This is a genomic window from Kitasatospora sp. NPDC056273 (assembly GCF_042268845.1).
Taxonomy (GTDB): domain Bacteria; phylum Actinomycetota; class Actinomycetes; order Streptomycetales; family Streptomycetaceae; genus Kitasatospora.
Genome location: NZ_JBHJSJ010000003.1, coordinates 284,557 through 311,464, shown reverse-complemented (window position 1 = coordinate 311,464; position 26,908 = coordinate 284,557). Strand labels below are relative to the sequence as shown.

General features: G+C 74.9%; 22 protein-coding genes. 13 read left to right on the top strand and 9 right to left on the bottom strand.

What is annotated here, in order from left to right; all coding sequences use genetic code 11:
- Positions 1-211: 211 nt before the first annotated feature.
- Complete coding sequence (locus ACFCY1_RS04615; RefSeq protein WP_079272470.1) at positions 212-2,329, bottom strand: bifunctional diguanylate cyclase/phosphodiesterase; 2,118 nt, start codon at positions 2,327-2,329, stop codon at positions 212-214.
- A gap of 139 nt (positions 2,330-2,468) precedes the next feature.
- The gene (locus ACFCY1_RS04610; protein WP_049659216.1) at positions 2,469-3,275 is read right to left on the bottom strand and encodes an SAM-dependent methyltransferase; all 807 of its coding nucleotides are present in this window, start codon (positions 3,273-3,275) and stop codon (positions 2,469-2,471) included.
- A 248-nt stretch (positions 3,276-3,523) separates the two neighbouring features.
- On the opposite strand from ACFCY1_RS04610, the gene ACFCY1_RS04605 reads away from it, so the two are divergent.
- The 7 genes from ACFCY1_RS04605 (at position 3,524) to ACFCY1_RS04575 (ending at position 11,622) form a co-directional block, all read left to right on the top strand.
- Positions 3,524-4,033, top strand: a complete 510-nt coding sequence (locus ACFCY1_RS04605) for an SRPBCC family protein (protein WP_375873481.1) — start codon at positions 3,524-3,526, stop codon at positions 4,031-4,033.
- A gap of 50 nt (positions 4,034-4,083) precedes the next feature.
- On the top strand, positions 4,084-5,331 hold the full coding sequence (locus tag ACFCY1_RS04600) for an aminotransferase class I/II-fold pyridoxal phosphate-dependent enzyme (RefSeq protein WP_375873480.1): 1,248 nt from the start codon (positions 4,084-4,086) through the stop codon (positions 5,329-5,331).
- Between the two features lie 273 nt (positions 5,332-5,604).
- Entirely contained in the window at positions 5,605-6,885 is a 1,281-nt protein-coding gene (egtA, locus tag ACFCY1_RS04595) for an ergothioneine biosynthesis glutamate--cysteine ligase EgtA (protein WP_241853032.1), read from the top strand.
- A complete protein-coding gene (gene egtB / locus ACFCY1_RS04590) occupies positions 6,882-8,288 on the top strand; it encodes an ergothioneine biosynthesis protein EgtB (RefSeq protein ID WP_375873479.1) in 1,407 nt (468 codons plus the stop codon). The genes egtA and egtB overlap by 4 nt, the downstream gene beginning before the upstream one ends.
- Positions 8,288-9,037 carry an ergothioneine biosynthesis protein EgtC gene (gene egtC, locus ACFCY1_RS04585; protein WP_074004339.1) on the top strand — a complete coding sequence of 250 codons (750 nt, stop codon included), beginning with the start codon at positions 8,288-8,290 and terminating at the stop codon, positions 9,035-9,037. The genes egtB and egtC overlap by 1 nt, the downstream gene beginning before the upstream one ends.
- Before the next feature lie 44 nt (positions 9,038-9,081).
- Positions 9,082-10,053 carry an L-histidine N(alpha)-methyltransferase gene (gene egtD / locus ACFCY1_RS04580; protein WP_074004338.1) on the top strand — a complete coding sequence of 324 codons (972 nt, stop codon included), beginning with the start codon at positions 9,082-9,084 and terminating at the stop codon, positions 10,051-10,053.
- A 141-nt stretch (positions 10,054-10,194) separates the two neighbouring features.
- Positions 10,195-11,622, top strand: a complete 1,428-nt coding sequence (locus tag ACFCY1_RS04575; protein WP_375873501.1) for a sugar porter family MFS transporter — start codon at positions 10,195-10,197, stop codon at positions 11,620-11,622.
- Positions 11,623-11,729: 107 nt separating this feature from the next.
- Here ACFCY1_RS04575 and ACFCY1_RS04570 read toward each other — a convergent pair whose 3' ends face one another.
- The gene (locus ACFCY1_RS04570; RefSeq protein ID WP_375873478.1) at positions 11,730-12,392 is read right to left on the bottom strand and encodes a TetR/AcrR family transcriptional regulator; all 663 of its coding nucleotides are present in this window, start codon (positions 12,390-12,392) and stop codon (positions 11,730-11,732) included.
- A 173-nt stretch (positions 12,393-12,565) separates the two neighbouring features.
- Between ACFCY1_RS04570 and ACFCY1_RS04565 the strand changes: the two genes are divergently transcribed.
- The 4 genes from ACFCY1_RS04565 (at position 12,566) to ACFCY1_RS04550 (ending at position 17,516) form a co-directional block, all read left to right on the top strand.
- Complete coding sequence (locus tag ACFCY1_RS04565) at positions 12,566-13,729, top strand: acyl-CoA dehydrogenase family protein (RefSeq protein ID WP_375873477.1); 1,164 nt, start codon at positions 12,566-12,568, stop codon at positions 13,727-13,729.
- A 71-nt stretch (positions 13,730-13,800) separates the two neighbouring features.
- A complete protein-coding gene (locus ACFCY1_RS04560) occupies positions 13,801-15,000 on the top strand; it encodes a thiolase family protein (RefSeq protein WP_375873476.1) in 1,200 nt (399 codons plus the stop codon).
- A gap of 177 nt (positions 15,001-15,177) precedes the next feature.
- Complete coding sequence (gene fabG / locus ACFCY1_RS04555) at positions 15,178-15,936, top strand: 3-oxoacyl-ACP reductase FabG (protein WP_375873475.1); 759 nt, start codon at positions 15,178-15,180, stop codon at positions 15,934-15,936.
- A gap of 209 nt (positions 15,937-16,145) precedes the next feature.
- Positions 16,146-17,516, top strand: coding sequence for a S8 family serine peptidase (locus tag ACFCY1_RS04550; protein ID WP_049655521.1), 1,371 nt, complete (start codon positions 16,146-16,148; stop codon positions 17,514-17,516).
- A gap of 134 nt (positions 17,517-17,650) precedes the next feature.
- Here ACFCY1_RS04550 and ACFCY1_RS04545 read toward each other — a convergent pair whose 3' ends face one another.
- The gene (locus ACFCY1_RS04545; protein WP_375873474.1) at positions 17,651-19,936 is read right to left on the bottom strand and encodes a hypothetical protein; all 2,286 of its coding nucleotides are present in this window, start codon (positions 19,934-19,936) and stop codon (positions 17,651-17,653) included.
- 172 nt (positions 19,937-20,108) lie between these two features.
- On the opposite strand from ACFCY1_RS04545, the gene ACFCY1_RS04540 reads away from it, so the two are divergent.
- The gene (locus tag ACFCY1_RS04540) at positions 20,109-20,657 is read left to right on the top strand and encodes an HAD domain-containing protein (RefSeq protein ID WP_375873473.1); all 549 of its coding nucleotides are present in this window, start codon (positions 20,109-20,111) and stop codon (positions 20,655-20,657) included.
- A gap of 15 nt (positions 20,658-20,672) precedes the next feature.
- A complete protein-coding gene (locus ACFCY1_RS04535) occupies positions 20,673-20,975 on the top strand; it encodes a hypothetical protein (protein WP_063780422.1) in 303 nt (100 codons plus the stop codon).
- 63 nt (positions 20,976-21,038) lie between these two features.
- Here ACFCY1_RS04535 and ACFCY1_RS04530 read toward each other — a convergent pair whose 3' ends face one another.
- The 5 genes from ACFCY1_RS04530 to ACFCY1_RS04510 form a co-directional block, all read right to left on the bottom strand.
- Entirely contained in the window at positions 21,039-25,100 is a 4,062-nt protein-coding gene (locus tag ACFCY1_RS04530) for a LysM peptidoglycan-binding domain-containing protein (RefSeq protein WP_375873472.1), read from the bottom strand.
- Complete coding sequence (locus tag ACFCY1_RS04525; protein ID WP_049658128.1) at positions 25,100-25,549, bottom strand: hypothetical protein; 450 nt, start codon at positions 25,547-25,549, stop codon at positions 25,100-25,102. Before ACFCY1_RS04525 ends, ACFCY1_RS04530 begins: the two co-directional genes overlap by 1 nt.
- Positions 25,550-25,709: 160 nt before the next feature.
- On the bottom strand, positions 25,710-26,087 hold the full coding sequence (locus ACFCY1_RS04520) for a pilus assembly protein (protein WP_375873471.1): 378 nt from the start codon (positions 26,085-26,087) through the stop codon (positions 25,710-25,712).
- Positions 26,088-26,191: 104 nt separating this feature from the next.
- A complete protein-coding gene (locus tag ACFCY1_RS04515) occupies positions 26,192-26,566 on the bottom strand; it encodes a TadE/TadG family type IV pilus assembly protein (protein WP_234348625.1) in 375 nt (124 codons plus the stop codon).
- Between the two features lie 38 nt (positions 26,567-26,604).
- Positions 26,605-26,904, bottom strand: coding sequence for a hypothetical protein (locus ACFCY1_RS04510; protein WP_049658132.1), 300 nt, complete (start codon positions 26,902-26,904; stop codon positions 26,605-26,607).
- Between the last annotated feature and the right edge of the window lie 4 nt (positions 26,905-26,908).

Here is a 26,908-nt window from a genome sequence, read left to right as displayed (position 1 = left end):
GTGTCGGCCGCTTTCGCGGATCAGGACCGACCCATCGCAGGACCGGTACGCAAGCGCGATCCCCGACGGGGAACCGGCCGCTGTCGACGCCTCGGCCGGCACTGCCCGTACGGCGGTCGGGCCGGCACCGCGACCGCCGGAGCGGAGCAGGACCGGGAGGGAACGGACCGGCCCCCGAGCGGAACTCGAGTCGGCGTCCAGCCGGCCCGCCTCAGCGCTCCTCGACCGGGCGCCCCAGCGGTTCCTCCACGATCCGCCGGGCGATCTCCTCGGGCCGCACCGGGCGTCCGAAGTGCCAGCCCTGCGCCCAGTCGCAGCCCATGGTCCGCAGCCGTTCGGCGTCCCGGTGGGTCTCCACGCCCTCGGCGGTGACGTTCAGCCCGAGCGCGTGCGCCATCGACACCAGTCCGCTGACGATCCGCCACCCGGTGGACTCGTCCTTCCCCGGTTCGTGCAGGTCGCCGACGAAGGAGCCGGCGATCTTCAGCCCGGAGACCGGCAGGTCGCGCAGGTAGGCGAGGTTGGACCAGCCGGTGCCGAAGTCGTCCACGGCCAGCGACACCCCGAGGTCGACCAGCCCGTGCAGGGTGCGCAGCGCCTCGTCCTCGGGCCCGACCACCGTCGACTCGGTGATCTCCAGCTGCAACCGGGCCGGGTCCAGGCCGGTGCTGTCGAGGATCCGGGCGAGGTCGGTGACCAGGGCGGCACTGCGGGCCTGCCGGACCGCCAGGTTGACGTTGAGCTGCGGGGCGGCGTCGCCGTACCGCTTGATCCAGTCCGCGGCCTGGCCGCAGGCCTGCTCCAGCACCCAGCGGCCGAGCGGCATGATCAGCCCGGTCTCCTCGGCGGTGGTGACGAACTCGTCCGGGCCGAGCACGCCGAGCTGCGGGTGGCGCCAGCGCACCAGCGCCTCCACGGCGGCCAGCCGGCCGTCCGCGAGGCGGTAGAGCGGCTGGTAGTCGATGAAGAACTCGCCGCGGTCGAGGGCCGCGGGCATCCGCACCGACACCGCGTAGCGGCTGACCGCGCGGGCGTTCTCCTTGGGGTCGAAGAGCGTCCAGCGGCCGCGGCCGGCCTCCTTGGCGCGGTACAGGGTGAGGTCGGCGGCCCGGACGGCGGCGCCCGGGGTGGTGGTGGACACCCGCCGCTCCAGCACGCCGACGCTGGCGCCGACGGCGAGCTTGTGGTCGCCGATCAGCACCGGCCCGGCCAGCGCCTTGAGCACGGTCTTCGCGGCGGCCACCGCCTCCTGCTCACCCCGGCACTTCTCCAGCAGGACGACGAACTCGTCGCCGCCGAGCCGGGCCACCAGGTGGCCGAGCGGGGTGAGGGCGGCCTTCAGCCGGGCGGCGACGGCGGCCAGCAGCTGGTCGCCCATGTCGTGGCCGAGGCTGTCGTTGACCACCTTGAAACCGTCGAGGTCGACGTAGCAGAGGCCGAAGCGGGCGCCCGGCTCGGGCTCCTCGAACAGCTTCTCCAGCCGCTCGAAGAAGGCCGCGCGGTTGGGCAGGCCGGTGAGCGGGTCGTGGGTGGCCTGGTGGCGCAGCCGCTCCTGGAGCCGGTAGCGGTCGGTGACGTCCTCCAGCATCGCGACCTGGTACTGCGGGATGCCGTCGTCGTCGCGGATCAGCGAGACGGTCAGGTGGGTCCAGATCACCTCGCCGTCCTGGCGGTAGTACGGCTTGTCGAACTGGAAGTAGTCCCGCTTGCCGCTGATCAGCTCCTCGTACGCCTCCCACACGCCGGGGGTGTCCTCGGGGTGCACCAGGTCGCCGACCCGGCGGCCGATCATGTCCTCCGGGCCCGCGCCGAACAGCTCCTGGAGGGCCTTGTTGACCGCCATGATGTTGCCGTCGGTGTCACCGATGCCGATGCCGATGGCGGCGCTCTCGAACAGCGCCCGGAACCGGGCCTCGGAGGCGCGCAGCGCCCGCTCGGCCTCCTTGCGGGCGCTGTCGGCGGCGGTGCGGATCGCCTCCTGCTCGGTCAGCGTGCGCTCGCGCAGGGCGGCCGCCCAGCCGGCCGCGAAGGCGCCGGTCAGGGCCGGGCCGCGGTCGTCCTGGACGGGCTGCGCCTGGAGCAGCTCGACCGCCCGGGCCAGCAGCACCGGGTCGGTGAAGTGCGCGTCGACCAGGTCGGCGCCGGCCTGCGCGGCCAGCCGCGGCTCGAACGGCTCGTCCTCCTGGGCGCGGTGCAGCAGCGCGGCGGTGCGCGCGACCAGCCGGCCGAGCAGGCCGGGGTGGACGGCGGTGCCGTGGTCGGCGGAGAGCAGCCGGGCCCACTCCTCGTGGAACCGCTCCGCGTTGCCGCGCACCGGGGTGGTACTCATCTGCTGAACCTGGTTCCTCTGGTGTACGCGCCGGTTCCGGCGGGCCCGGCAGGCCTTGCGGGCCGAGCGGGCCGGGCAGGCCTCACGACGGCCGCCGCGCGGGGCGTGCGGCCGTCGGTGCCTCGTCCGTCGCGTCCGCTCAAGGGCGGATCCCCACGCCCGCCACCCCGGCGATCCGCTCGGGGTGCTCACCGACCGTACCCGGCTGGTCCGGACGCCACAGCGGCAGGTGCACCACGCCCGGCTCGACCAGCTCGAAGCCGGAGAACATCGCGGTGATCTGCTCGTGGGTGCGCATGGTCAGCGGGGTCGGCGTCCGCTGGTAGAGCTTCTGGTGGTCCTCGGCCTGGTCGGGGCGGCTCTCCAGGGCGGCGTGCGAGAGCACCAGCGCGCTGCCGGGCGGGAGGGCGTCGCGGACCGTTCCGATCAGCCGCCACGGGTCGTCCTCGTCGCCGACGAAGTGCGCGACGGCGACCAGCAGCACGGCCACGGGCTCGCCGGCCGCCAGCAGCTCGGTGACCTCGGGGCGGGCCAGCAGGTCGTCGACGTCGCGCAGGTCGGCCTGGGCGACGGCGCAGTCGTGGTCGTCCTCCAGCAGCAGGCGGCTGTGCGCGACGGCGACCGGGTCGCGGTCCACGTAGACGACCTTCGCCTCGGGGCGGATCGCCCGGGCGATCTCGTGCACGGCGCCGAAGGTCGGGATGCCGGAGCCGATGTCCAGGAAGCGGGTGACGCCCTGCTCGGCGAGGAAGGTCACGGCGCGGCGCAGGAAGGCGCGGTTGGAGCGCATGATCTGCGGCAGCTCCGGCCACATGGCGATCGCCTTGCGGGCCATCTCCCGGTCGACCTCGAAGTTGTGCGAGCCCCCCAGGTAGTAGTCGTAGACCCGCGCGGCGTTCGGTTTGTCCAGGTCCGTACCCTCCGGTACCCAGCTCGGTCGCCGCATGCCTGTGACTCCTTCACTCCGGTTTCTGGGGTCGCAGCGCCCAGGGGATGCTGCCGTGACTGATGAGACTACAAGCACAGAAGATCCTCCCCCGCACCCCGAACGGGTGCAAGCGGAGTGCTTCCTTCCTCCCGGACGGGCGCTTCCGGAAGATTCACCTCCGGTTGCCGGCCGTGCCACGGACCAACTCGGCAACGGTCCAACGGCGTTCACCCCTCGGAGCGACCGGCCCGGACTAGGGTGGGGCCGTGGACCCCAACCACTACCGATTCCGGGGCGTCTGGCGGCTCGCGGCTCCGGCGACCGCCGTGTACGCGGCCCTCGAGGACGTGCGGAGCTATCCGCTGTGGTGGCCGGAGATCCGCGAGGTCCGACCGACCGGCGAGGACTCCGGGGACGTGGTGGTGCGCGCGCTGCTGCCGTACCGGTTGGTGATCGGGCTGGCGGCGAGGCGGCGCGACCCGGCCGCCGGGGTGCTGGAGGTGGCCATGCGGGGCGACCTGGCCGGGTGGTCGCGGTTCACGGTGACGCCGGACCTGGCGGGTGGGGCCGGCGAGGCGGGTGGACCGCGCGGGGCCTTCGCGCCGGGCGGCGCGGGCTGCCGGGTGCTGTTCGAGGAGGAGACCCGGCCCGGCAAGCCCCTGCTGCGCCGGCTCGCCCTGCCGCTGCACCCGCTGTTCCGAGCCAACCACGCGGTGATGATGCGCCGGGGGCGGCGGGGGCTCGCGGCGTACCTGGCGGGGGCGGCGGCGGGGTGACGGGCGTTGGGCGGGGCGACGAGCGTCGGAGGACGGATCGCGGCGAACAGATGACAGACGACAACTTTCAGCGAACAGATGACAGCTTTCGAAATCTGTCATCTGTTCGCGACACCCCTGGCCCCGCGCCCACCGACGTCCCCGCCCCCGACTTCGGCTTCGACGCCCCCTTCGACCGCACCGGCACCGGCAGCAGCAAGTGGGCCCGCGCGGACGCCCCGGGGACGATCGCGATGGGCCTCGCCGACATGGACCTGCCCGGCCCGCCCGCCGTCGCCGAGGCACTGGAGCGGCGCGCCCGGCACCGCGCGTACGGCTACACGGTCTGCGACCCGGCCGGCCGCGCGCTGGTGGCCGACTGGTACCGCACCCGGCACGGCGCCGCGGTCGACCCGGACTGGGTCCTGCTGCTGCCCTGCGGCCCGCGCACCGCGCTGCGCCTCCTCCTGGAGACCGTACGGCCGCAGGCCCCCGTCCTCTTCCCCACCCCCGAGTGGGGCGGCTTCGCCCAGCTCTGCCGCGCGGCCGGCCTCCCGTACCGCGAGCTGCCGCTGCACCCGCCACACCCAGGGCCTCCGCGCCCTGGCCCGAGCGGCTACCGGCTCCCGTCGGACCCGCTCCCCCGCCCCGTCGGCGCCGTACTGCTGAGCAACCCGCACAACCCCTCCGGCACGGTGTGGCCGGCCGACGCCGTGCGCGCGCTCGCCGCCCGGGCGGCCGAGAGCGGTGCGCTGCTGGTCTCGGACGAGGTGCACGGCGACCTCACCCACCCCGACCGCGCCCACCCCGTCGCCGTCACCACCGCCGACCCGGCGCACCGGCCCCTCGTCGTCACCCTCAACTCCGTCGGCAAGACCTTCAACTGCTCCGGCATCCCCAGCGGTTTCGCCCTCGTCCCCGACCCCGGGCTGCGCGCCCGGTTCACCGAGGCGCTGGCCGGCTACGGCCTCTGGGAGGGCGGCCTGCTGGAGCAGACCGTGCAGCAGGCGGCGCTGCGCGAGGGCGGGCCCTGGCTGGACGCGCTGCTCGCCCACCTGGTCGCCGCCCGCACCCGGCTGACCGACCGGCTCGGGCCCGCCGTCCGCGCCACCCCGCGGGCCTCCTACCTGCTCTGGCTGGACGCCGCCGCGCTCGGCCTGCCGCCCGCCGACGCCCGCCGGGCGCTGCTGGAGCGCTGCGGTCTGGAGGCCTCCGACGGCGCCGACTTCGGGCCCGGCGGCCGGGGTTCGCTGCGCCTGAACTACGCCCTGCCGGGGCCGGTGCTGGCGAGCGCCCTGGAGCGGCTGGAGCGCCTGTGACCCCGGCACGTGCCCCGGCCGGGTGCGGACCGCTCCCTGCCCGCCGATCGGCCTGACAGCCCCGAACTCACCCGTTCGCCACAGCTCTGACCTGCGAAAACGAACGTTCACACGATTTTTGCGGGGCATCCCCGCATGCTCCGTAGCAGACTGGGCAAAGTAGACCGGGCCGCAATCGTGATCCCGAGGATGGTGAGTCCGGTGATACCGGTATCCCGCACCACTCCGCCCGACCGGCAGAGCACGCCAACACCCCCGCCGGGGGTGACCCCGTTGACCGAATCGGGGGCGCGCAGCCACGTGTCGGGCGTCTGCTTCAAGATCGGACCGCCCCGTCTGGTGGGGGTGGAGGTCGAATGGTTCGTCCATGACGATCGATGTCCGTCCCGCCCCGTACGGCCGGAACTGCTCCACGCCGCACTGGAGTCGCTGCCACTCGGCGGACCGGACGGCGTCTCCCTCCCCTCCGGTTCGCGCCTCACGCTCGAACCCGGCGGACAGGTCGAGCTCAGCTCCCCGCCCGCCACCGGCCTCCTGGCCTGCGTCGAGGACACCCGACGCGATCTGACCGCCCTGCGGGCCGCCTTCGCGGCACAGGGCCTGCGACTCACCGGCACCGGGACGGACCCGTACGCCCGCCCCCGACGGATGGTGCTGGACCACCCCCGCTACCTCGCGATGGAACGCTTCTTCGACTCCGCCGGGCCCTGGGGCCGCATCATGATGACCGGCACCGCGTCGGTGCAGGTCTGCCTGGACGCCGGCGAGGCGGACGGGCCGCACGCGGTGGAGCGCCGCTGGCGACTGGCCCACCGGCTCGGCCCGGTGCTGGTCGCCGCATTCGCCAACTCCCCGACACTGGACGGTAGTTCGACCGGCCATCGGTCCACCCGGCAGGCCGTCTGGTCCCGGATGGACCCGACCCGCACGCTCGCCCCGGAGCCGGACCACGGCGACCCGCGCGAGGCCTGGGCACAGTACGTGCTGGATGCCCAAGTCCTGTGCGTACGAAGGCCCGAGGGCCTGCCCTGGACGGCCCCGACCGGGCTGACCTTCCGCGACTGGATCCGCGGCGCGGGCGAACGCCCGCCCACGCTCGACGACTTGGACTACCACCGCACCACCCTCTTCCCACCGGTGCGCCCGCGCGGCCACCTGGAGCTGCGGATGATCGACGCCCAGCCCGGAGACGGCTGGGTGGTGGTCGCCGCGCTGGTCACCGCGCTGCTGGACGACCCGGTGGCCGCCGATGCCGCGCTGGCCGCGCTGGAGCCGCTGGAACGCACCGACGGTCCGCGCCCACCGCGCAGCGAGGTCTGGCGCCGGGCCGCCACCCTGGCCATGGCCGACCCGGAGCTGCGCCGGGCCACCCTCACCTGCTTCGCCGCCGCCGACGCCGCACTGGGCCGCCTGCCCGGCGCCGGTCAACTGCGCACCGTCGTCGCCGAGTTCGCCGAGCGCTACCCCGCGCGCGGCCGCTGCCCGGCCGACGACCAGCTGGACGCCCTGCGCTCCGGCACCCGACCCGCTCCCCCGGAGGAGGCCGCACCATGACCGACGTCCGACCCCACGGGGGCACCGAGGCGGCCGGCGCGGACCGCAGCACCGGCCCGACCGCCGCCACCGCCACCCCTGACGCCGCCGCCATCGGCACCGAGGCGCTGCGCGAGAGCATCGCCACCGAGCTGCTGGCCGCCCGCGCCCGCACCGCCGCGCTGACCGACTGCGTCGGGGACGGCGACCTCACCGCCCAGCACTCCCCGCTGATGTCCCCGCTGGTCTGGGACCTCGCGCACATCGGCAACCAGGAGGAGCTCTGGCTGCTGCGCAACGTCGGCGGCCGCGACCCGATGCACCCTGAGATCGATCCGCTCTACGACGCCTTCCAGCACCCCCGCGCCGAGCGCCCCAGCCTGCCGCTGCTGCCGCCCGCCGAGGCCCGCGCCTACGCCCACGAGGTGCGCGGCCGGGTGCTGGACCTGCTGGCGGCGAGCCCGCTGGAGGGCGCGCCGCTGCTGGACGCCGGGTTCGCGTTCGGGATGATCGCCCAGCACGAGCAGCAGCACGACGAGACGATGCTGATCACCCACCAGCTCCGCCAGGGCGAGCCGGCCCTGGCCGCTCCACCGCCGCCTCCCGCGCCCGCCGACGCGGCCACCCTGCCCGCCGAAGTCCTGATCCCCGCGGGCCCGTTCACCATGGGGACGGACACCGAGCCGTGGGCGCTGGACAACGAGCGCCCGGCGCACACCGTCGACCTGCCGGCCTTCCTGCTGGACACCACCCCGGTCACCAACGCCGCCTACCAGCGGTTCATCGCGGACGGCGGCTACGACGACCCGCGCTGGTGGACGCCGGAGGGCTGGGAGCACCGCCGCCGCGCCGACCTGACCGCGCCGCTGTTCTGGCGCCACCAGGACGGCCAGTGGCTCCGCCGGCGCTTCGGCACGGTGGCGCCGGTCGAGCCGGACGAGCCCGTCCTGCACGTCAGTTGGTACGAGGCGGACGCGTACGCCCGGTGGGCCGGCCGGCGGCTGCCGACCGAGGCCGAGTGGGAGAAGGCGGCCCGGCACGACCCGGCCACCGGCCGCTCCCGCCGCTACCCCTGGGGCGACGGCCCGCCCGGCCCCGAGCACGCCAACCTCGGCCAGCGCCACCTGCGCCCGGCCGGGGCGGGCAGCTACCCGAAGGGCCGGTCCCCGTACGGGGTGGGCCAGTTGATCGGCGATGTGTGGGAGTGGACGGCCAGCGACTTCCGCCCCTACCCGGGCTTCCGGGCCTGGCCGTACCGGGAGTACTCGGAGGTGTTCTTCGGCCCCGAGCACAAGGTGCTGCGCGGCGGCTGCTTCGCGGTGGCTCCGGTCGCCTGCCGGGGCACCTTCCGCAACTGGGACTACCCGGTCCGGCGGCAGATCTTCGCCGGGTTCCGCACCGCCCGCGACCTGGAGGCGGACTGATGTGCCGTCACATCGCCTACCTGGGCGAGCCGGTGGCACCACGGGAGCTGCTGGTGCACCCGCCGTACGGGCTGTACCGGCAGTCCTGGGCGCCCCGGGTCCAGCAGTACGGCACGGTCAACGCGGACGGCTTCGGCCTCGGCTGGTACGCGGACGGCGACGAGGTACCCGCCCGCTACCGCCGGACCGGGCCGATCTGGGCGGACGAGGCCTTCGCCGACCTCGCCCGGGTGGTCCGCACCCGGGCGCTGCTGGCCGCCGTCCGGTCCGCCACCGAGGGCTGCGCGCCGGGCGAGGGCGCGGCCGCGCCGTTCGCCGCCGAGCGCTGGCTGTTCAGCCACAACGGCGCGGTGGCCGGCTGGCCCGGCAAGCTGGACGCCCTGGCCGCCCTGCTGCCCCCGGCCGAACTGCTGGACCTGGAGGCGCGCACCGACTCGGCGCTGCTGTGGGCGCTCACCCTGCACCGGCTGCGGGACGGCGCCGGGCCGGGCGAGGCCCTGGCGGGCACCGTCGCGGACGTCACCGCGCACACCACCGGGCGGCTCAACCTGCTGCTCACCGACGGCGCCTCGATCGCCGCGACCACCTGGGGCGACACCCTGTACCACCGCACCCTGCCGGGCCTCGGCACGGTGGTGGCCTCCGAACCGTACGACGACGCGCCGGGCTGGACGTCCGTCCCCGACGGTTCGCTGCTGCTGGCGGACTCGCGCGGCGTCACCGTACGCCGCCTTCCCGGCCGCGACTGATCCCCACTCTTCCTTCACCTTCTGAACAGAGGAACCACCCTGTCATGGACACCTTCGAACTCACCCGACTGCTGCCCGCCGACCACTTCAGCACCGCGCTGCGCCACGACGTGCAGCACGGACTGACCGCGCGGCCCAAGTGGCTGCCGCCGAAGTGGTTCTACGACGCGCGGGGCAGCGAGCTGTTCGAGGAGATCACCCGGCTGCCCGAGTACTACCCGACCCGGGCGGAGCGGGCCATCCTGACCGCCCGGGCCGGCGAGATCGCCGCCGCCACCGGGGCCCGCACCCTGGTGGAGCTGGGCTCCGGCTCCTCCGAGAAGACCCGGCTGCTGCTGGACGCCCTGCGCGCGCTCGGCACCCTGGAGACGTACGTCCCGGTGGACGTCAGCGAGAGCGCGCTGACCGCGGCCGGCGCCGCCATCTCCGCCGAGTACCCCGGGCTCGCGGTGCACGGCGTGCTCGCCGACTTCACCGCCGGGCTCGGCCTGCCCCCGGAGGGCGGCCCGCGCCTGGTCGCCTTCCTCGGCGGCACCCTCGGCAACCTGCTGCCCCTTGAGCGCGCGGCCTTCCTGCACGGCCTGCGCACCGCCCTCGACCCGGGCGACTTCCTGCTGCTCGGCACCGACCTGGTCAAGGACCCGGCGGTGCTGGTCGCCGCCTACGACGACTCCGCCGGGGTGACCGCCGAGTTCAACCGGAACGTGCTCAACGTGCTCAACCGCGAGCTGGGCGCCGACTTCGACCCGGACGCCTTCGAGCACGTCGCGCTCTGGGACGCCGAGCAGGAGTGGATCGAGATGCGGCTGCGCTCGCTGCGCGCGCAATCCGTGAAGATCCCGGCCCTGGACCTGCCGGTGCACTTCGCCCGGGGCGAGGAGCTGCGCACCGAGGTGTCGGCGAAGTTCCGCCGGGAGCGGGTGGCCGGGGAACTGGCGGCGGCCGGGCTGCGGCTGAGCCACTGGTGGACCGACCCGGAGGGCCGGTTCGGGCTCTCGCTCGCCTCGCCGGCCTGACCGCCACTCCCGGACGGCCCAATTTGCTTGTTCACCTTACGAATTCTCAGAGCGAAACTTGAGGTTCCCGGCGTACAAGACTTAAACGAATAGGGGTTACGATCTCGGCTACCGAGCTCAGCGTTGAGTACCAGGAGTCAGATCGTGAGCGTCACCCAGAAGCCCTCCGGGGCGGTCGAGGCCCCCGCGCCCGGCCGCCTCGGCTTCGTCGTCTTCATCACCGCGGCAGCGGCCCTCGGCGGCTTCCTGTTCGGCTACGACAGCTCCGTGATCAACGGCGCCGTCTCCGGCATCCAGGAGAAGTTCGGCGTCGGCAGCGGCGTGACCGGCCTGATCGTCTCCTCGGCGCTGCTGGGCTCGGCGGTCGGCGCCGCGATCGCCGGACGGTTCGCCGACCGGTACGGCCGCATCAAGGTCATGAAGGCGGGCGCCCTGCTGTTCGCGATCAGCGCGGTCGGCTCGATGCTGCCGTTCTCCGCCTGGGACCTCGCCCTCTGGCGCGTCCTCGGCGGCGCGGCCATCGGCATCGCCTCGGTGATCGCCCCGACCTACATCGCCGAGGTCGCGCCGACCAAGTACCGGGGTCGGCTGGCCTCCTTCCAGCAGGCCGCGATCGTGCTCGGCATCGCGATATCCCAGCTGGTCAACTGGGTGCTGGCGCAGGCGGCCGGCGGCGACACCCGCGGCCGGCTGCTCGGCCTGGAGGCCTGGCAGTGGATGCTCGGCATCTGCGTCGTCCCGGCCGCGGTCTACTTCGTGCTCGCCTCGGTGATCCCCGAGTCCCCGCGCTACCTGATCCAGGCCGAGCGCCTGGACGACGCCCGCAAGGTGCTCGCCGAGGTCGAGGGCGAGGGCGTGGACACCGACGCCCGGATCGCCGAGGTCCAGGCGCTGATCGCCTCCGACCACCGCCCGCGCTTCCGCGACCTGCTCGGCGGCCGCTTCGGCCTGCTCCCGATCGTCTGGGTCGGCATCGGCCTGTCGGTCTTCCAGCAGCTGGTCGGCATCAACGTGATCTTCTACTACTCGTCGATCCTGTGGCAGTCGGTCGGCATCGACCAGGGCAACTCGCTGCTGATCAGCTTCGTCGGCTCGGTGATCAACATCCTCGGCACCGTGATCGCGATCGTGCTGGTCGACCGGGTCGGCCGCAAGCCGCTCGCCCTGATCGGCTCGGCCGGCATGGCGGTCGCGCTCGGCACCGCCGGCTGGGCCTTCTCCTCGGCCACCGGCAGCGGGGACAACCTCACCCTCCCCGACTTCCAGGGCACCGTCGCGCTGGTCGCCGCCAACGCCTTCGTGCTGTTCTTCGCGATGTCCTGGGGCGTCGTCGTCTGGGTGATGCTCGGCGAGATGTTCCCGAACCGGATCCGCGCCGCCGCGCTCTCCGTCGCCGCCTCCGCGCAGTGGATCGCGAACTGGGTGATCACCGTCTCGTTCCCGTCCATGTCGCGCTGGAACCTGTCGGCGACCTACCTGATCTACGCCGCCTTCGCGGCGCTCTCCATCCTCTTCGTGGCGAAGTTCATGAAGGAGACCAAGGGCGTCCGGCTGGAGGACATGGGCTGACCCGCCCGTCGGCCCGCCGACCTCTCGGCCCCCGTACCCCCGGCGCGATCAGCGCGGGGTGCGGGGGCCGAATCGTTTCCGCTCGACCGGGCCCCTCCAGCCTCGTCTCAGGGCCGCTCGGCGAGCCGGGCGTAGCGCAGGGCGAGCCCGTCGAGCAGCGCCTCCAGCCCGGTCTCGAAGGCGCCCTCGTCCACCGTCCCGCGGTGCCCGGCCAGCCGGTGCGCCTCGCCGAGGTGCGGGTAGTCGGCCGCGTCGTAGACCTCGGCGTCGGCGGGGAAGCCGGCCGCGAAGGAGGCGAGCGCCGAGCCGGTGACGAAGTAGCGCATCAACGCGCCGATCCTGGTCGCCTGGCCGCGCGGCCACCCGGACTCGACCAGGTGGCCGAAGACGGCGTCGGCCAGCCGCAGGGCGTTCGGCCGGCGCCCGGGGCCCTGGGCGAGCACCGGGACGATGTTGGGGTGGGCGGCCAGCGCGGCCCGGTAGGAGCGGGCCCAGTCGCGCAGCGCCTCCGGCCAGGGGCCCCCACCGGCTCCAGCAGCCCCGGTGGTGCCGAACATCGACAGGTCGACCTCGCCGATGACGCTGTCCACCACCGCGTCCAGCAGCTCGTCCTTGGTGGCGAAGTGGTTGTAGAGCGAGGGCCCGCTGACCGACAGCTCGGTGGCGAGCCGGCGGGTGGAGAGGGCGTCCAGCCCCTCGTCGTCGATCAGCCGCAGGGCGGCGGCGACGATGCGCTCGCGGCTGAGCAGCGGGGTGCGTGGACGGGCCATCGCGGCGGGTGCCTCCGGTTCCTCCGGTCGGGTGTGCTGGGGACCGATTCTGGCAGGTGCCCCTTCCCAGCGCGGGCGGGGCGGGGCTACAGTCCCCCCATAAAACTTGCAGCGCTAGTTTAATGGGTCCGGCCCTGGGGTCGGGGCCCTGGACACCGGATTCGGGAGCCGCCGTGAACCTGGAGTTGTCCGAGGAGCAGAGCGCCGTCCGGGACCTCGCCGCCTCCTTCACCGACCGCGAGGTCGTGCCGCACGCCGCCGAGTGGGACCGCGCCGAGTCCGTCGACCGCGCGATCATCGGCAAGCTGGCGAAGGTCGGCTTCCTCGGGCTGACCATCCCGGAGGAGTACGGCGGCAGCGGCGGCGACCACCTGGCGTACTGCCTCGTCCTGGAGGAACTCGGGCGCGGCGACTCGGCCGTGCGCGGGATCGTCTCGGTCTCGCTCGGCCTGGTCGGCAAGTCGGTCAACGCCTTCGGCACCGAGGAGCAGAAGCGGCACTGGCTGCCCCGGCTCACCTCGGGCGAGGCGCTCGCCTGCTTCGCGCTCACCGAGCCGGGCACCGGATCGGACGCCGCCAACCTCACCACCCGCGCCGTCCGGGACGGCGGGGACTGGCTGATCAGCGGCGCCAAGACCTTCATCACCAACGGCACCTGGGCCGACGTCGCCCTGGTCTTCGCCCGCACCGGCGGCGACGCGCCCGAGCAGCGGGGCCACCGGGGCATCACCGCCTTCCTGGTCCCCACCGGCCTGCCCGGCTTCACCCGCACCGAGATCCACGGCAAGCTCGGCCTGCGCGGCCAGGCCACCGCCGGCCTCGCCTTCGAGGACGTCCGGGTGCCGGACAGCGCCCGGCTCGGCGAGGTCGGCAAGGGGTTCACGGTGGCGATGGCCGCGCTGGCCAAGGGCCGGATGTCGGTGGCGGCCGGCTGCGTCGGCATCGCCCGGGCCTGCCTGGAGACCGCCGTCCGCTACGCGGGCGAGCGCGAACAGTTCGGCAAGCCGATCGCCTCGCACCAGCTCGTCCAGGAGCTGCTGGCCGGCATCGCCGTGGACGTCGAGGCGGCCCGGCTGCTCACCTGGAAGGTCGCCGACCACATCGACCGCGGCCTGCCCTTCGCCACCGAGTCCTCCGTCGCCAAGCTGTACGCCAGCGAGGCCGCCGTCCGGGCCGCCAACAACGCGCTCCAGGTCTTCGGCGGCTACGGGTTCATCGACGAGTACCCCGTCGGCAAGTACCTGCGCGACGCGCGGGTGATGACGCTCTACGAGGGCACCAGCCAGATCCACCAGCTGCTCATCGGACGCGCCCTCACCGGCGTCAACGCCTTCTGACGCCGGCCCGCCGCCTGCCCCGCTCCCGTCCCGACCCCTGCCACCCGTTTCCCGACAAGGAGCCCGACGACGTGCGTCCCGTCTACTTCGCCGCCGCCCGCCGCACACCCATCGGCCGACTGCGCGGCGCGCTCGCCACGGTCCGCCCGGACGACCTCTCGGCCACCGTGCTGCGCGCCCTGCTCGCCGACGTCCCCGCGCTCGACCCGGCCCGGATCGACGACGTCTACTGGGGCGCCGCCAACCAGGCCGGCGAGGACAACCGCAACGCCGCCCGGATGGCCGTGCTGCTGGCCGGCCTGCCGGAGACCGTCCCCGGAGCCACCGTCAACCGGCTCTGCGCCTCCGGCCTGGAGGCCGTCACCCTCGCCGCCCGGGCCATCGGCTCCGGCGAGGCGGACGTGGTGATGGCCGGCGGCTGCGAGTCGATGACCCGCGCCCCCTTCGTCCTCCCCCGTCCCGACGAGGCGCTGCCGCACCGGATGGAGACCTTCGACACCCGGCTCGGCTGGCGGCTCACCAACCCGCGGATGGCCGAACTGCACGGCGTGCTCAGCATGGGCGAGACCGCCGAGGAGGTGGCCACCCGGTACGGCATCGGCCGGGAGCGCCAGGACGCCTTCGCGCTGCGCAGCCACCAGCGGGCCGGCGCCGCCCGCGAGGACGGGCACTTCGACGCGGAACTCGTCCCGGTCGAGCGCCCGGACGGGGTGACGGTGGGCCGCGACGAGGGCATCCGCGAGGACACCAGCCTGGCGAAGCTCGCCGGCCTCAAGCCGGTGTTCCGGCCCGGGGGCACGGTCACCGCCGGGAACGCCTCGCCGATGAACGACGGCGCGGCCGGGCTGCTCCTGGTCGGCGAGGAGGCGCTGCACGACCTCGGGCTGCGGCCGCTCGGCCGGTACGTGGCCGGCGCCTCGGCCGGGGTGCACCCGGACGTCATGGGCATCGGCCCGGTCCCGGCCACGGCGAAGGTGCTCGCGCGGGCCGGCTGGTCGCTCGCCGACCTGGACACCGCCGAGCTGAACGAGGCCTTCGCGGCCCAGGCGCTCGCCTCCGCCGACGGCATCGGGTTCAGCCCGGAGCGGGCCGAGGAGGTGGTCAACCCCAGCGGCGGCGCGATCGCGCTCGGCCACCCCCTGGGCGGCTCCGGCGCCCGCATCCTCACCACCCTGCTGCACCGGATGCGCCGTACCGGTGCCCGGCGCGGTCTGGCCACCATGTGCGTGGGCGTGGGGCAGGGTACGGCCGTGCTCGTCGAGAACGTCTGACGACCGGCGCTCCCCGTCCGTCGATCCACACCTCTGTCGATCCACAACTCTGTTGGTCCACAACTCTGTTGGTCCACAACTCTGTTGGTCCACAGCTCTATTGGTCCACACCTCCGTCGGTCCGAGCCTCCAAGGCCCGGATCAACCTTCAAACCTCCAGACTTCCGAGGAGTTCACATGACGCGGTTCGCGGGGAAGGTCGCCGTGGTGACCGGCGCGGCCCAGGGCATCGGGGCGGCCACCGCCCGCCTGCTGGCGGAGGAGGGCGCGGCGGTCGCCGTCGTCGACCTCACCGCCGAGCGGGCGGCCGGGACGGTCGCCGAGATCACCGCCAAGGGCGGCACCGCCCGGGCGTACGGCTGCGACGTGGCCGACTACGACGCCGTGGAGACGGTGTTCGCGCAGGTCGCGGCGGACCTCGGCGGGGTGCACATCCTGGTCAACAACGCCGGGATCACCCGGGACAACCTGTTCTTCAAGATGCCGAAGGCCGACTGGGACGCGGTGCTGACGGTCAACCTGACCAGCGCGTACAACTGCAGCCACGTCGCGCAGAAGTACATGGTGGCGCAGAAGTACGGGAAGATCGTCTCGCTCAGCTCGCGCTCCGCCCTCGGCAACCGGGGCCAGGCCAACTACGCGGCCGCCAAGGCCGGCATCCAGGGCCTCACCGCGACCCTGGCGATCGAGCTCGGGCCGTTCAACGTCAACGTCAACGCCGTCGCGCCCGGGTACATCGCCACCGCGATGACCGCGGCCACCGCCGAGCGGGTCGGCAGCAGCGCCGAGGAGCACCAGACCGAGGTCGCCGCCCGGACGCCGCTGCGCCGGGTCGGGCAGCCGGAGGAGGTCGCCTCGGTCGTCGCCTTCCTGGCCAGCGAGGAGGCCTCGTACGTCAGCGGGCAGACGCTGTACGTCAACGGCGGAGCACGCTAGGCGGTCGTCTGACGTGTCGTCATATCGCCGTCCCGGGTGGGAGGTTACTTTCCCCTGGGACGGCCTTTACCTTTTCGCGTGGCCGAGTATGACCATGTCCTTGATCACATGGCCCCACCAAATGACTATGGCATGATCATGCAGCTCTCGATGGGATGGCCGCACCGACCCGACCGAACCAGGTCGGGCCCTGCGCCCCAAGGAGTCCCATGGGCAGCCCCGCCACCCTCCGCCGCGCCCTGGCCCTGCTCGCCGTGGGGGCCACCGCCCTCACGGCCGGTACCGTCGCCGTACCGGCCGCCGGCACCGCGATCGCCGCCCCCGCGCACGATCTCACGGGCGTCCACGTCCGCCCCGCCTCCTTCGGGCACCACAACGCCCAGGGCCGCCCCGCCCCGCTGAGCACCACCCAGTGCGTCAGCCAGGTCGGTATCCACTGCTACTCGCCGCTGCAGTACCGGACCGCCTACAACCTGGACCCGCTGTACCAGGAGGGCATCACCGGCAAGGGCCGCACCATCGTCATCGTCGACTCCTTCGGCTCGCCGACCATCCAGCACGACCTGGAGGTCTTCGACAAGCAGTGGGGCATCCCGGACACCAACGTCGAGGTGGTCAAGTGGGGCAACGTCCCCACCTGGGACCCGAAGAACCCCGACCACACCGGCTGGGCCGGCGAGACCACCCTGGACGTCGAGTACGCCCACGCGATCGCCCCCGACGCGCACATCATCCTGGTCGAGACCGGCGTCGCCGAGACCGAGGGCACCACCGGCCTGCCCGAGATGATGGACGCCGAGAAGGCCCTCATCAAGGCCGGCCGCGCCGACGTCATCTCGCAGAGCTTCGGCGCCACCGAGAACACCTTCCCGGGGTACGACAAGGGCGACTTCAAGTCGCTCACCGACCTGCGCTACGCCTTCCAGGCTGCCGCCGACCACAACGTGACGGTGCTCGCCGCCTCCGGCGACAACGGCGCCACCGACGCCCAGGAGAACGGCACCGACCTGTACCCGTACAAGGTCAACTCCTGGCCGTCCTCGGACCCGCTGGTCACCTCCATCGGCGGCACCCAGCTCACCCTGGACGACAAGGGCAACCGCACCGCGCCCGACAAGGTGTGGCACGACAAGTCCGGCGCCGGCGGCGGTGGCGTCTCGGGCATCTTCGAGCGTCCGTGGTACCAGGCCGGCGTCGCCAACGTCACCGGCAACCACCGCGGCACCCCGGACATCAGCATGAGCGCGGCCGTGGACGGCGCCGCCTGGACCTACGAGTCCTACGACCCGACCTCGGTCGGCTGGCACCTCACCGGCGGCACCAGCGAGGCCACCCCGCTGTTCTCGGGCGTCGTCGCGCTCGCCGACCAGCTCGCCGGCCACCGCCTCGGCCAGCTCAACTGGCGCCTGTACGGCATGAACCTGCTGCCGAGCAAGTGGAGCGGCATCGTGGACGTGAAGCAGGGCGACAACGGCTGGAACGGCGTCACCGGCTACAACGCGACCGAGGGCTACGACCTCGCCAGCGGCCTGGGCACCATCGACGGCGCGAAGTTCGTGCACGCGGTCGCCGGTCGGTGAACCGGCGGGTCACCGGGTGACGGGTGACAGGTAACAGATAACAGACGACAGCGGACAGATTTTGAAATCTGTCCGCTGTTCGCTGTTTTCCGTCTGCTGTTATCCGTCAGCTGTCGCCCGCCGACCGCCGGTTGTCAGCCGGTCGCGGCCAACTGGGCGAGGTAGCGCTCGGCGGCGCGGAGCTTGCGGCCGTCGGGGCCCGGGAGGTAGGCGCGCAGCTCGATGATCTCCGGGGCGATCCGGATGGCCTCCGCACGGTCGGCGATCGCGCGCCAGCAGGCCTCGGCGTTGGTGGCCGCCCGCTGGGTCTCCACGTGGTCCGGGCCCTGCGAACGGAGCAGGGTCAGCGCCACCTCGCGGTAGATGTCCGCGGCCTCGGCCGACCGGCCCGCGAGCCGGCAGACGTGCGCCCGGACCTGCCGGACCTGCAGCACCGGCTCGGAGACGGCACCGTGCTCGGCGATCGCCTCCAGTTCGAGGGCGAAGGCCAGGTCGGTGGCGGCGGCGTGGTCCCCGGCCTCGGCGCTACGGACGATCCGTCCGATGACCTCGCGGTAGTCCGCGCGGGGCGTAGCGGCCGCCGCTGCCTCGTCGGCTTCGTCGGCCGGCGCGTCGGCAGGGACGTCACTCGGGGCGGGCGGCGCGTCGGCGGGAGCGTCCTCGGCCGGCGCTTCGTCCTGCGGCACGGCGTCGGCCGGCACCTCGTCAGAAGGTGTCCCGTCCACCGGAACGACGTCGGCGGGAGCCTGCTCGGCGGACTCCTGCTCGGCGGGCGCCTCGTCCGTCGGCACGGACTCCACCGGGACGGCGTCCCTGGGCTCCTCCGCGGTCTCGGGAGCCTCCTCGACGACCTCCCCGGCAGCGCCCTCGGCTGCCTCCTCGCTCGTCTCCTCCGCCGTCTCCTCCGCTACCTCCTCGGCCACCGGCTCGGCCACGGTCCCGACCGCCTCCGCCGCGGCTTCGGCGGCCACCGCGGCTTCCTCCTGCGGGAGTTCGGGCTCGGCGACGGCACCGTCCACCGGCTCCGGCCGGGACTTGAGGAGCGTGACGCCCGCCGGGTGCGCGCTGTCCTCGGGCACGGTGTCGGCCGGGGCGGGCTTGCGCAGGGTCACGCCCGGTGCCTCGACGCCCCCGCCCGCCTTCTGCAGGCTGACCGGGCGGGCCGGCCGCGGCGGGGTGGGCGGTACGCCCGGCTTGACCAGGCTGACCGGACCGCCCACGGCCACCGGAGACCCGGCGAACGCAGCGGACCCGACCGCCCCCGCCGACGACGCGGGCGCCCCGGCCGGGGCCGCTACCGGCCACTCGGGAGCGGCGTCCCGGGGCTCCGCCGGACGCGGCAGCGGCGCCGTCGGCGCCACCGGGGGCGGCGGCGCGTCGGAGGGCGCCGTACCGGCGGTCGGCAGCGGCGCCACCTCGGCCGGCAGGCCCTCGCCGCGACGGGCGGTGTTGCGGAAGAACGGCCGGTCCGGGGCGTGCGTGGCCAGGATGACCACATCCGGCCGCAGCACCGAGTACACCTGCTGACGCAGCTGCTCCGGCGCGAGCACCTCGCCCGCGCCGGGCCGCCCGCCGTGCAGCGCCTCGATCAGGGCGCGGGTGAAGGTGCCGATCTGTTCCGGGTCCGGGCTGACCACCGCCCAGAGCGGGATCCCCTCGCTGAGCGGCGAGACGGTGCCCTGGAGGTACGGCCAGGCGTTCTGGTCGGCGCTCAGGTCGGCGATGACGAGGGTCTGCCACTCGGCCGGACGGTGGCTCAGCTCGGCGGCGACGGCCTGCCAGGGGAGGCCGTCCTGCTTGGCGTCGCGCAGGGTCAGCTGGAGCTGCCCGCCGCGCTTGTCGGCGACGACGTGGCCGCCCAGGTGGATCAGCAGCGGTCCGGGGTGCCGGGAGGCGGCGCGCAGGTGGGCGAGGACGGTGTGCGGGTCCCCGGCGCCGGGGAGGTGGACGGCGTCCACCGCGTCCGCGGCGAGCAGCACCTGCGGCGAGACGGCGGCGAGCATCGCCGAGAGTACGGGTGCCTGGGTCGGTCCGCCGCGGCCCCAGGTGCGGCGGCCGGACGTTCCGTACCCGCCCTCGATGACCAGGATCCGTCCGCGCGGCGCGGCTCCGAGCCCGCCCGCGCCGACAGCGGCGGCGCTCGGCGCCGCGCTCTGGACCGGGAACGGCGGCGGGGTCGCCGTGGACGCGGCCCCGGCGGCGGGCAGCCCGGTGAGGGTCCATCCGGTGGGCGGGACGGGCGGTGCGGGCGGCGGCGCGACCGGGGGAGCGGCCGGGGGCGCCGGCGGCGGCTCGTACAGCGCGGCGGGGCCGGGCGGGTGCTCCTCGGCCGGGAAGCGCGGGGGCGGCGGTACGGCGTCCCAGGGACCCGAGCCCCCGGCCGGGTCGGGACCTCCGGAAACCGCTGTCGTCTCCGCCATCTCCTGGTCACCGCCCCGCCCCGCCGCTCCCGCGGCGTCTGATGCCCTCGACTGCGTGGTGCCTGCCACCACACTCCGTGCGCGCCACCCTACGAGATCCCGGCTCGCCCGTTCCAGGCCGGGTGGCCGATCGGCGCGCCACACCGCCCGCGCCGCCCGCTAAGGTGCCGTCATGATCGATACCGATCGCCCGTTGCTCTTCCTCGACGTGGACGGTCCGCTGATCCCCTTCGGGGGCCCGCCGCCGGGCGGCTACCCCGTCCACCGCAGCCCGCACGTCCCGGCCGGTACGACACCGGGCGGGAACCCGCTGATCGCCCGCGTGGACCCGGAGTTGGGCCCTCGGCTGCTCCGCCTGCCGGCCGAGCCGGTGTGGGCCACCACCTGGCTGGAGGACGCCAACGAGTGCCTCGCGCCCTGGCTCGGCCTGCCCCGACTGCCCGTCGTCGACTGGCCGGTGGACGACTCCGACGACGCGGAGGACGCGGACACCGCGGACGCCACGCACCCGCCGCAGGGCCTGCACTGGAAGACCCGCACGCTGCTCGCCTGGGCGGGCGGGCGGCCGTTCGCCTGGGTGGACGACGAGATCACCGGGGCCGACCGCCGCTGGGTCGCCGCCCACTCCCCCGCCCGCGCCCTGCTCCACCGGGTCGATCCCCGACGCGGGCTCACCGACGCGGACTTCGCCGCGCTGGACGCCTGGCTGCGGACGGCCTGACTACACTGCCCCGCCATGGAACCCGTCGCCGGAACACCGTCCCGCTGGCATCTGGCCCTGCACGGCGGGGCGTTGGTCGAGCTGTGGGCGGACGGGTACGGCGTCGAGGGCGGGACGTACGTGTTCAGCTCGCTCGTCCGGGCGACGGCGGAGGAGCAGGAGCAGGTCGAGGTGGTCGCGCGGACCCCGGCGGACGACCGGCGGGTCCTGGTGGCCGTGGCACGGGTTCCGGAGGCCGTCGTCCAGGACGTCCACTCGGCCGCCGAACCGGCGCGCGACGGCACCTGTGCCTGCCGGCCCTTCTCCTGGGAGGAGTGACCGCTCCCGGAAACCCGTCCGGCCACCCCTGGAACAGGAGTGGCCGGGCGGGCGGTCGCGGCGTCAGGAGCCCGCGAGCAGGTCCCGCAGCAGGGCGACGGTGTCGGCGTCCAGGTCCCGGCCGGTCCGGCGGCTGAGGGCGTCCAACCGGTTGACGGCGCGCAGGAGTTGGTCCCGGGCGCCGGCCGAGGCGTAGGCGTAGAAGAGGTCCCGGTGCAGCAGTTCGACGTCCGGGGCGACGGCGAGGCCGCGGAAGACGGCGGCCTCGGCGCTGCGGTGGTCGCCGTACTGCAGGCGGCGGGCGGCCAGTTCGTGGGCCGTGTCGACGATCGCCGCGATCATGTCCTGCCGCTCGGCCTCGGCCCAGCCGTACGAGGCCGGCGGGGCCTCGGCGAACGGCGCGCCGCGGACCAGGGCCAGGGCGTGGGCGAGGGCCGCGTCGGCGGTGGCGCTGGTGCTGCGCATGCCGCGCCGGTAGAGGCCGCGGAACTCGTCCCAGTCGCAGGTGACCGCCGGGGCGAAGGAGTAGCCCTCGGTGCCCTCGGTGGGCAGGAAGACGCGGCCCTCCGGCGAGGTGCCGAACCAGGCGGCCAGGTCGGCGAGTTTGGCCGGCAGCGGGCTCTCGGAGCCGGCCGCGGTGGGGTGCGGGTCGAGGTGCGCCGCACCGGGGTGCAGGTCGTGGTCGAGCGCGTGGCGGTCGGAGCCGGGGCGCAGCGCCAGGTAGACGGCCAGTTCGGTGAGCCGGGGCAGCGCGCCGGGTGCGGCGGCGCCGAGGACTCCCGCGACGTCCACCGGGCCGAGCAGCCGGATCCGGGGGGCGTTGCGGGGGGCGTGCGCCTCCGGGGAGCGGAGGATGGCGAGCAGGTCGTCGCTGTCGCTGCGGCCGGGCGTCGTCCGGGCGACCGGGGCGACGGCGGCGGGGCCGGGCTGCTCCGCACCGACGGCCTCGGCGGCTTCGACGGCCTCCGCGGTCTCCGCCGTCCCGGCCGGTCCGGTCCCGAGGGCGACGGCGGCCTCGGGAGCGGCAGCGGCAGCGGCAGCGGCAGCGGGAACGGGCTCGGTCGACGGCACAAGGCCCTCGGCCGTCTTCGACGCGGTCGGCTCCGCCACGACGGGCTGCGGCACGACCGGCTGGACGGCGAGCACGACCGTCGCCGTGGACTCCGAACCGGTGTCCCCCGGCCCGGCCGTCCCCTCGTCCTCCGCCAGGCCCGGCCGCCGCAGGTCGCGGGTGGTCTCGTCGGTCGCCGCCTGCCGTCCCTGCCCGTTGACGGCGAACCGCGCCGGGCCGGCCGGAGCCGGGGCAGGCGCCGGAGCCGGACTCGACGCCGCGGGCGGCAGCGCGGCAGGGGTCGGAGCGGGCGCCACCGGATCGGTGCCCGCGAACGGGCTGGCGCCGGTGCCGATGACCCGGGCGAGCAGCCGGGGACCGGCGGCCGCGCCCTCCTCCGCCCCGCCTGCCGAAGCCCCGCCGGCCGAAGCCCCGCCGACGGAAGTCCTGCCGGCGGAAGCCCCACCGACGGAGGCCCCGCCGGTCGAAGCCCCACCGACCGGAGCCGCGGCAGCCGGACCTCCGATGGCCGGGACCGCCACGGCGGCCGAGGCCCCGACGGCGGCCAGCACCGGTACGGCGGCGGGCAGTTCGGTGGTGTCGGTGTCGTCCTCCGGCCCGTCCAGCGTCCAGGCCGGGGCCGGCTGCTGGGTGGTGTCGTCGGCGACCCGGAGCAGCTCGGCGACCTGGTCGTACTGCCGGTCGCTGAGCCGCTGCAGCTCGACCGTGAGGTGCAGGCCCGGGATCGCGGCCTGGCCGGAGGCCGGCAGGGTCCAACGGGCGACCGGGCCGGTGCCGCGCTCGGGGGCACGGGTGATGACGGCGACGCAGGTGCGCGGACGGGCGTCGAGCAGGCGTCCGAGCTCGGCCGGGACGTCCCCGCCGGGCTGGTGGGCGCAGAGCACGATCTCGGGCGTCCAGGACTCGTCGGCCTGGCCCCGGCTGCGGGCCTCGCGCGGGCTGGTGGCCTCGGCGGCGACGAGGGTGGCGCGGGCCTTGGCGGTGCGCGGGCCGAGGGCGGCGAGCGCGGCCTCCAGGGTGGGGTGGCGGTGCACGCGTTCGGCGGCCGGGCCGCTGATCGGCACCTCCTCGGCGAGGTCCACCAGGTGCAGGTGGAGCCGGTCGGCGAGCGGGCTGTGGGCCAGTTCGACGGCGAGGGTGCGCAGCACGTCGCGGGCGTCGTCCGGGTGGCCGGACAGGTGGAGCAGCCGGACGGCCTCCAGGTCGGCGAGGACCACCGAGCCGTCCGGCGAGGTGCCGAGGGTGACCAGCGCGGGGTAGGGCGCGGCGGTCTTCCGGGCCTGGCCGGGGCTGAGCAGGTCGCCCGAGTCGGCGCTGCACCACCACACGTTGGCGGCGTGCGCGGCGCGGAACGGCGCGATCGGGGTGGCCGGTCCGGACAGGTGCAGTTCGATGGTCCGGCCCGGGGTGATCCGGGCGGCGACGATGGCGGGCAGCCGCTTGCCGCCGCGCACGGTGTTGCGGGCCAGGGTGCGCAGGGAGCGGTCCAGCAGGTCCAGTCCGGCCTGGTCCTGCCGGGCCATCAGCTCGTTCTCGAAGGCGGCGGCCTCGGCCTCGGGCATCGCGATGCGGTGCCGGGGGCGGCGGGCGCGCTGCTGGGTGCCGCGCTTGTGGGCGACGGCGCCGACCATGACGGCCGCGAGCAGGACGCCGACGGTGGAGGCCGAGAGGGCGACGGTGTAGTCGTCGCTGGGGGCCGGGTCGGCGTGCGCGGCGGGGGCGGGCGCGTGGGCCGGCGCGTGCGTGGGCGCGGGCGCCGGGGCCGACTGCGGCGCGCCCGGCGCGGGAGCACCCGGCGCCGGAGCCTGGTCGGCGGGGGCCGGCGCGGGGGCCGGGGCCTGGTCGGCCGGAGTCTGATCGGCGGGAGCCGGTGCGGGCGCCGGTGCGGCACCCCCCGCCCCCGGGACGGTGAGCACCATCCCCGGCACCACCACGTCCGGGTCGGTCAGCTGCGTCCCGTCCGGGGCCTGCGCCCCCTTGTTCGCTTCGAACAGCTTCGGCCACTGCTCGCCGTCCCCCAGCTCCCGCTGGGCGATGGCCGACAGGCTCTCCCCGGTCTGGACGGTGACGGTCCGCTGGCCGCCGGAGCCGGCCGCGCCGCCCGCGCCACCGGGCCCGCCGGCCTCCGTCCCGGACTGCGGAGCGCTCTGCGGCGTCTCCTGCGGCGCGCCCTGCGCCGGGTCACCCGAGGGGGCCGGGGCGGGCGGCGCCGGCGTCCTCGCCTCGTCCGGCTTGGCGTCCGCCGGCATCAGCAGCTCCCAGCCGGGCTGGATCGGCCGGTCGGCGTCGAAGCGGATGCCCGAATCGCCCATCATCCGGCCGTCGTTGAGCTTGGCGATCTCCACCCAGCGTTCCCCCGAGCCCAGTTGGCGCTCGGCGATGGACCACAGGCTGTCGGCCGGCCGGGCGTCCCGGACGGTGTACGTGCTCTGCTGCTCGGCGGCCGGGGTCAGGGCCGGCGCGGCCTGCGCGGCGGGCAGTGCGGCGCGCTGCACGCCCGGCGTCAACTGCGCCTGGACGACCGGGCTGTGGTTCGGCTCGGGGACGGCCGCGAAGGCCGAGCCGGCCACCGGGAGCAGGGCGAGCACCGAGCCGACCAGCCCGGCGGCGAGCCGCTGGCTCCAGCCGAAGGCCGGGATGCGGCGGGCGATCCGGCCGCGCAGCTGGGCCGGGATCTCCAGCAGGACGGAGAGCGCGAAGCAGGCCCAGGCGATCCAGCCGACCACCACCAGCGCCCAGAGGAACAGGCTTCCGTCGTCCGGACTGGTGAGCGCCTCGCCCACCCCGCCCGAGGCGACCTCGCCCATCCCGGCGACCGCGTCGGTGCCGTACAGCAGCAGCGCGGGGACGCCGAACAGCAGCGCGAGCAGGGCGACCAGCGCGCCGAGCGCGGTGATCACGGCGCGGCCGCGGCCGCGGGGTGGTCGGGGCGCCGGGGCGGCGGGCCTTCGGGCACCGCCGGCCCGATGGGACGTCCCGGCCCGGCCGTTGGGGGCCTGGCCGTTTCGGGCCTGGGCGGTACGGGCCTGGTCCTTGGCACGTGGCGCGGCCATCAGTCGGTCTCCGCTTTCTCTACTCCGTGGACGAGGGTCGCACTGCCCTTGCCCGTAACCTTCCGCTCCCCGAGGGCGCCCAGCAGGACCGGGCGGTAGTCGGCCTGCACGGTGACGGTGACGACCCTGCCGTCACCGGAGAACTCGATGCCGCCCGCCCGCAGGCCGTACAGGCCCAGGTAGGCGTCGGCGGCGTCCCGCACGTACTTCTCCTGGACCTTGAAACCCTTGCCCTGGAGGACGGCCGCCCGGTCGAGCTGCTGGCCCCCGACCCGCGCGGCCTCCAGGGCGTAGGCGTCGGTCCGCTCGGCGACCCGCAGCCGGCCGCCGGCGTCGATCACCAGGGCGATGACGAGCACGACGTAGGCCGCGCAGATCGCCACGAAGAGGGCCACCGCGCCCCGGTCGGACCGGCGCGCCGACAGCCGTCGCCGCAGACGGCTCACCACTTCCGTCCCCTCCCCCCACTTCGCACGACGCTCTCCCCACCGGCCCCCACCGGGCGCCGCTCGGTACCGTTCCGCCATCCCCCGAGCGCTCTCCGCTTGCGTCTCCCCCGCACGGGCCGTCTCCAATCCCCTGTCTTCCCGGTGACGGCGCCGCGCGCTGTCATGTGCCCCGGTAACGGTCCACCACCGAGGTGAACTCGCCGACGAGGTGCTTCGTCACGGGTATCCCGGACGGTCCGCCGAGCAGGTCGGCCAGCTCCACGTCGCAGACCACCGTGACGGTGACGGTCGTGACCGGTCCGCCGGGCAGGTTCAGCTCCCCCCTGCCGACCCGCACGTCCCCGTCGCGGCACCACACGCCCTGCTGGCGCAGCGTCGCGAGGGCGGAGTCCCTGGCCGGCTGGTCCATCCCGTCCACGCTGCGCTGCAGGGAGGCGGTCCGGGCCCCGGCCCGGGCGGCGGCCTCCACGGTGCCGGCCGTGGTCTGCACCCGTCCGGCGGCGACGGCCAGCAGGACCAGCCCGACCACCCCCGGCACGACGATCGCCGCCTCGATCGCGATCCCGCCCCGGTCCGGCCTGCGCGGTCGCGACCGGAGTCCCGACCACCGCCGCCGTGGGCCCGGTGTCCGCAGCGCGTCCGTCACGGTGTCACCGCCGGCGGTACGAAGCGCTCGCGGGGCGCCTCGGCGAACTGGGTGATGTCGGGCGCCTTGAGCCCGGGTATCAGCAGCGGCGGGGTCAGCCGCACGGTGACCCGGATGGTCTGCGCCGTGCTGCCGTCGGTCCGCACCGTGTACCCGTGCACGCCCTGCCGGTCGAGGAAGTCGCGGGCCTGCCGCTGGGCCGCCTCGTTCTTCTCGCCGTCCGTCGCGCTGCCCTGCACCCGTCCGGCGTCCACGCCCTCGCGGGCGGCCGTGAGCGCGACCTGCCGGTCGTACCACCACAGCGCGGCCTGGACGACGAGCAGGACGAGCAGCAGGACGACCGGGAAGACGATGGCGAGGCTCACGCTCATCGACCCCCGGTCGCCCCTGCGGCGGAGAGCGGCACGCATCACGGGGTGGCGCCGCCCGCGCCGCCCGCTCCGCCCGCACCCGGCATGTTCGGGTCCTGCTCGACCTTCTTGACGACCTTGTCCTTCAGCAGGTAGAGCGCGGTCGCCACGGCACCCGCGACGAAGACCAACGCGATGATGGCGAGGGCGAGTTCGATGCTGATCGCACCGCGGTCGCCGCGCGCGCGGGCGGCCCGCAGCCGGCCGAGCCGCAGGGTGAACAGCAGGAGTGCGAACTGGACCGGTAGCAGGACGGGGCGCAGCACCCGGTCTGCCAGTTGGACGAGTCGTACGGTCATCGGG

What these genes read in the sequence shown, in the direction of transcription:
- ACFCY1_RS04535 (WP_063780422.1), top strand. Translation starts at nt 20,673, where the DNA reads ATGGAACCCGTCGCCGGAACACCGTCCCGCTGGCATCTGGCCCTGCAC.
- ACFCY1_RS04515 (WP_234348625.1), bottom strand. Translation starts at nt 26,566, where the DNA reads ATGAGCGTGAGCCTCGCCATCGTCTTCCCGGTCGTCCTGCTGCTCGTC.
- ACFCY1_RS04615 (WP_079272470.1), bottom strand. Translation starts at nt 2,329, where the DNA reads ATGAGTACCACCCCGGTGCGCGGCAACGCGGAGCGGTTCCACGAGGAG.
- ACFCY1_RS04530 (WP_375873472.1), bottom strand. Translation starts at nt 25,100, where the DNA reads ATGGCCGCGCCACGTGCCAAGGACCAGGCCCGTACCGCCCAGGCCCGA.
- ACFCY1_RS04570 (WP_375873478.1), bottom strand. Translation starts at nt 12,392, where the DNA reads ATGGCCCGTCCACGCACCCCGCTGCTCAGCCGCGAGCGCATCGTCGCC.
- ACFCY1_RS04610 (WP_049659216.1), bottom strand. Translation starts at nt 3,275, where the DNA reads ATGCGGCGACCGAGCTGGGTACCGGAGGGTACGGACCTGGACAAACCG.
- egtC (WP_074004339.1), top strand. Translation starts at nt 8,288, where the DNA reads ATGTGCCGTCACATCGCCTACCTGGGCGAGCCGGTGGCACCACGGGAG.
- ACFCY1_RS04510 (WP_049658132.1), bottom strand. Translation starts at nt 26,904, where the DNA reads ATGACCGTACGACTCGTCCAACTGGCAGACCGGGTGCTGCGCCCCGTC.
- ACFCY1_RS04540 (WP_375873473.1), top strand. Translation starts at nt 20,109, where the DNA reads ATGATCGATACCGATCGCCCGTTGCTCTTCCTCGACGTGGACGGTCCG.
- egtB (WP_375873479.1), top strand. Translation starts at nt 6,882, where the DNA reads ATGACCGACGTCCGACCCCACGGGGGCACCGAGGCGGCCGGCGCGGAC.
- egtD (WP_074004338.1), top strand. Translation starts at nt 9,082, where the DNA reads ATGGACACCTTCGAACTCACCCGACTGCTGCCCGCCGACCACTTCAGC.
- ACFCY1_RS04545 (WP_375873474.1), bottom strand. Translation starts at nt 19,936, where the DNA reads ATGGCGGAGACGACAGCGGTTTCCGGAGGTCCCGACCCGGCCGGGGGC.
- ACFCY1_RS04550 (WP_049655521.1), top strand. Translation starts at nt 16,146, where the DNA reads ATGGGCAGCCCCGCCACCCTCCGCCGCGCCCTGGCCCTGCTCGCCGTG.
- ACFCY1_RS04600 (WP_375873480.1), top strand. Translation starts at nt 4,084, where the DNA reads ATGACAGACGACAACTTTCAGCGAACAGATGACAGCTTTCGAAATCTG.
- fabG (WP_375873475.1), top strand. Translation starts at nt 15,178, where the DNA reads ATGACGCGGTTCGCGGGGAAGGTCGCCGTGGTGACCGGCGCGGCCCAG.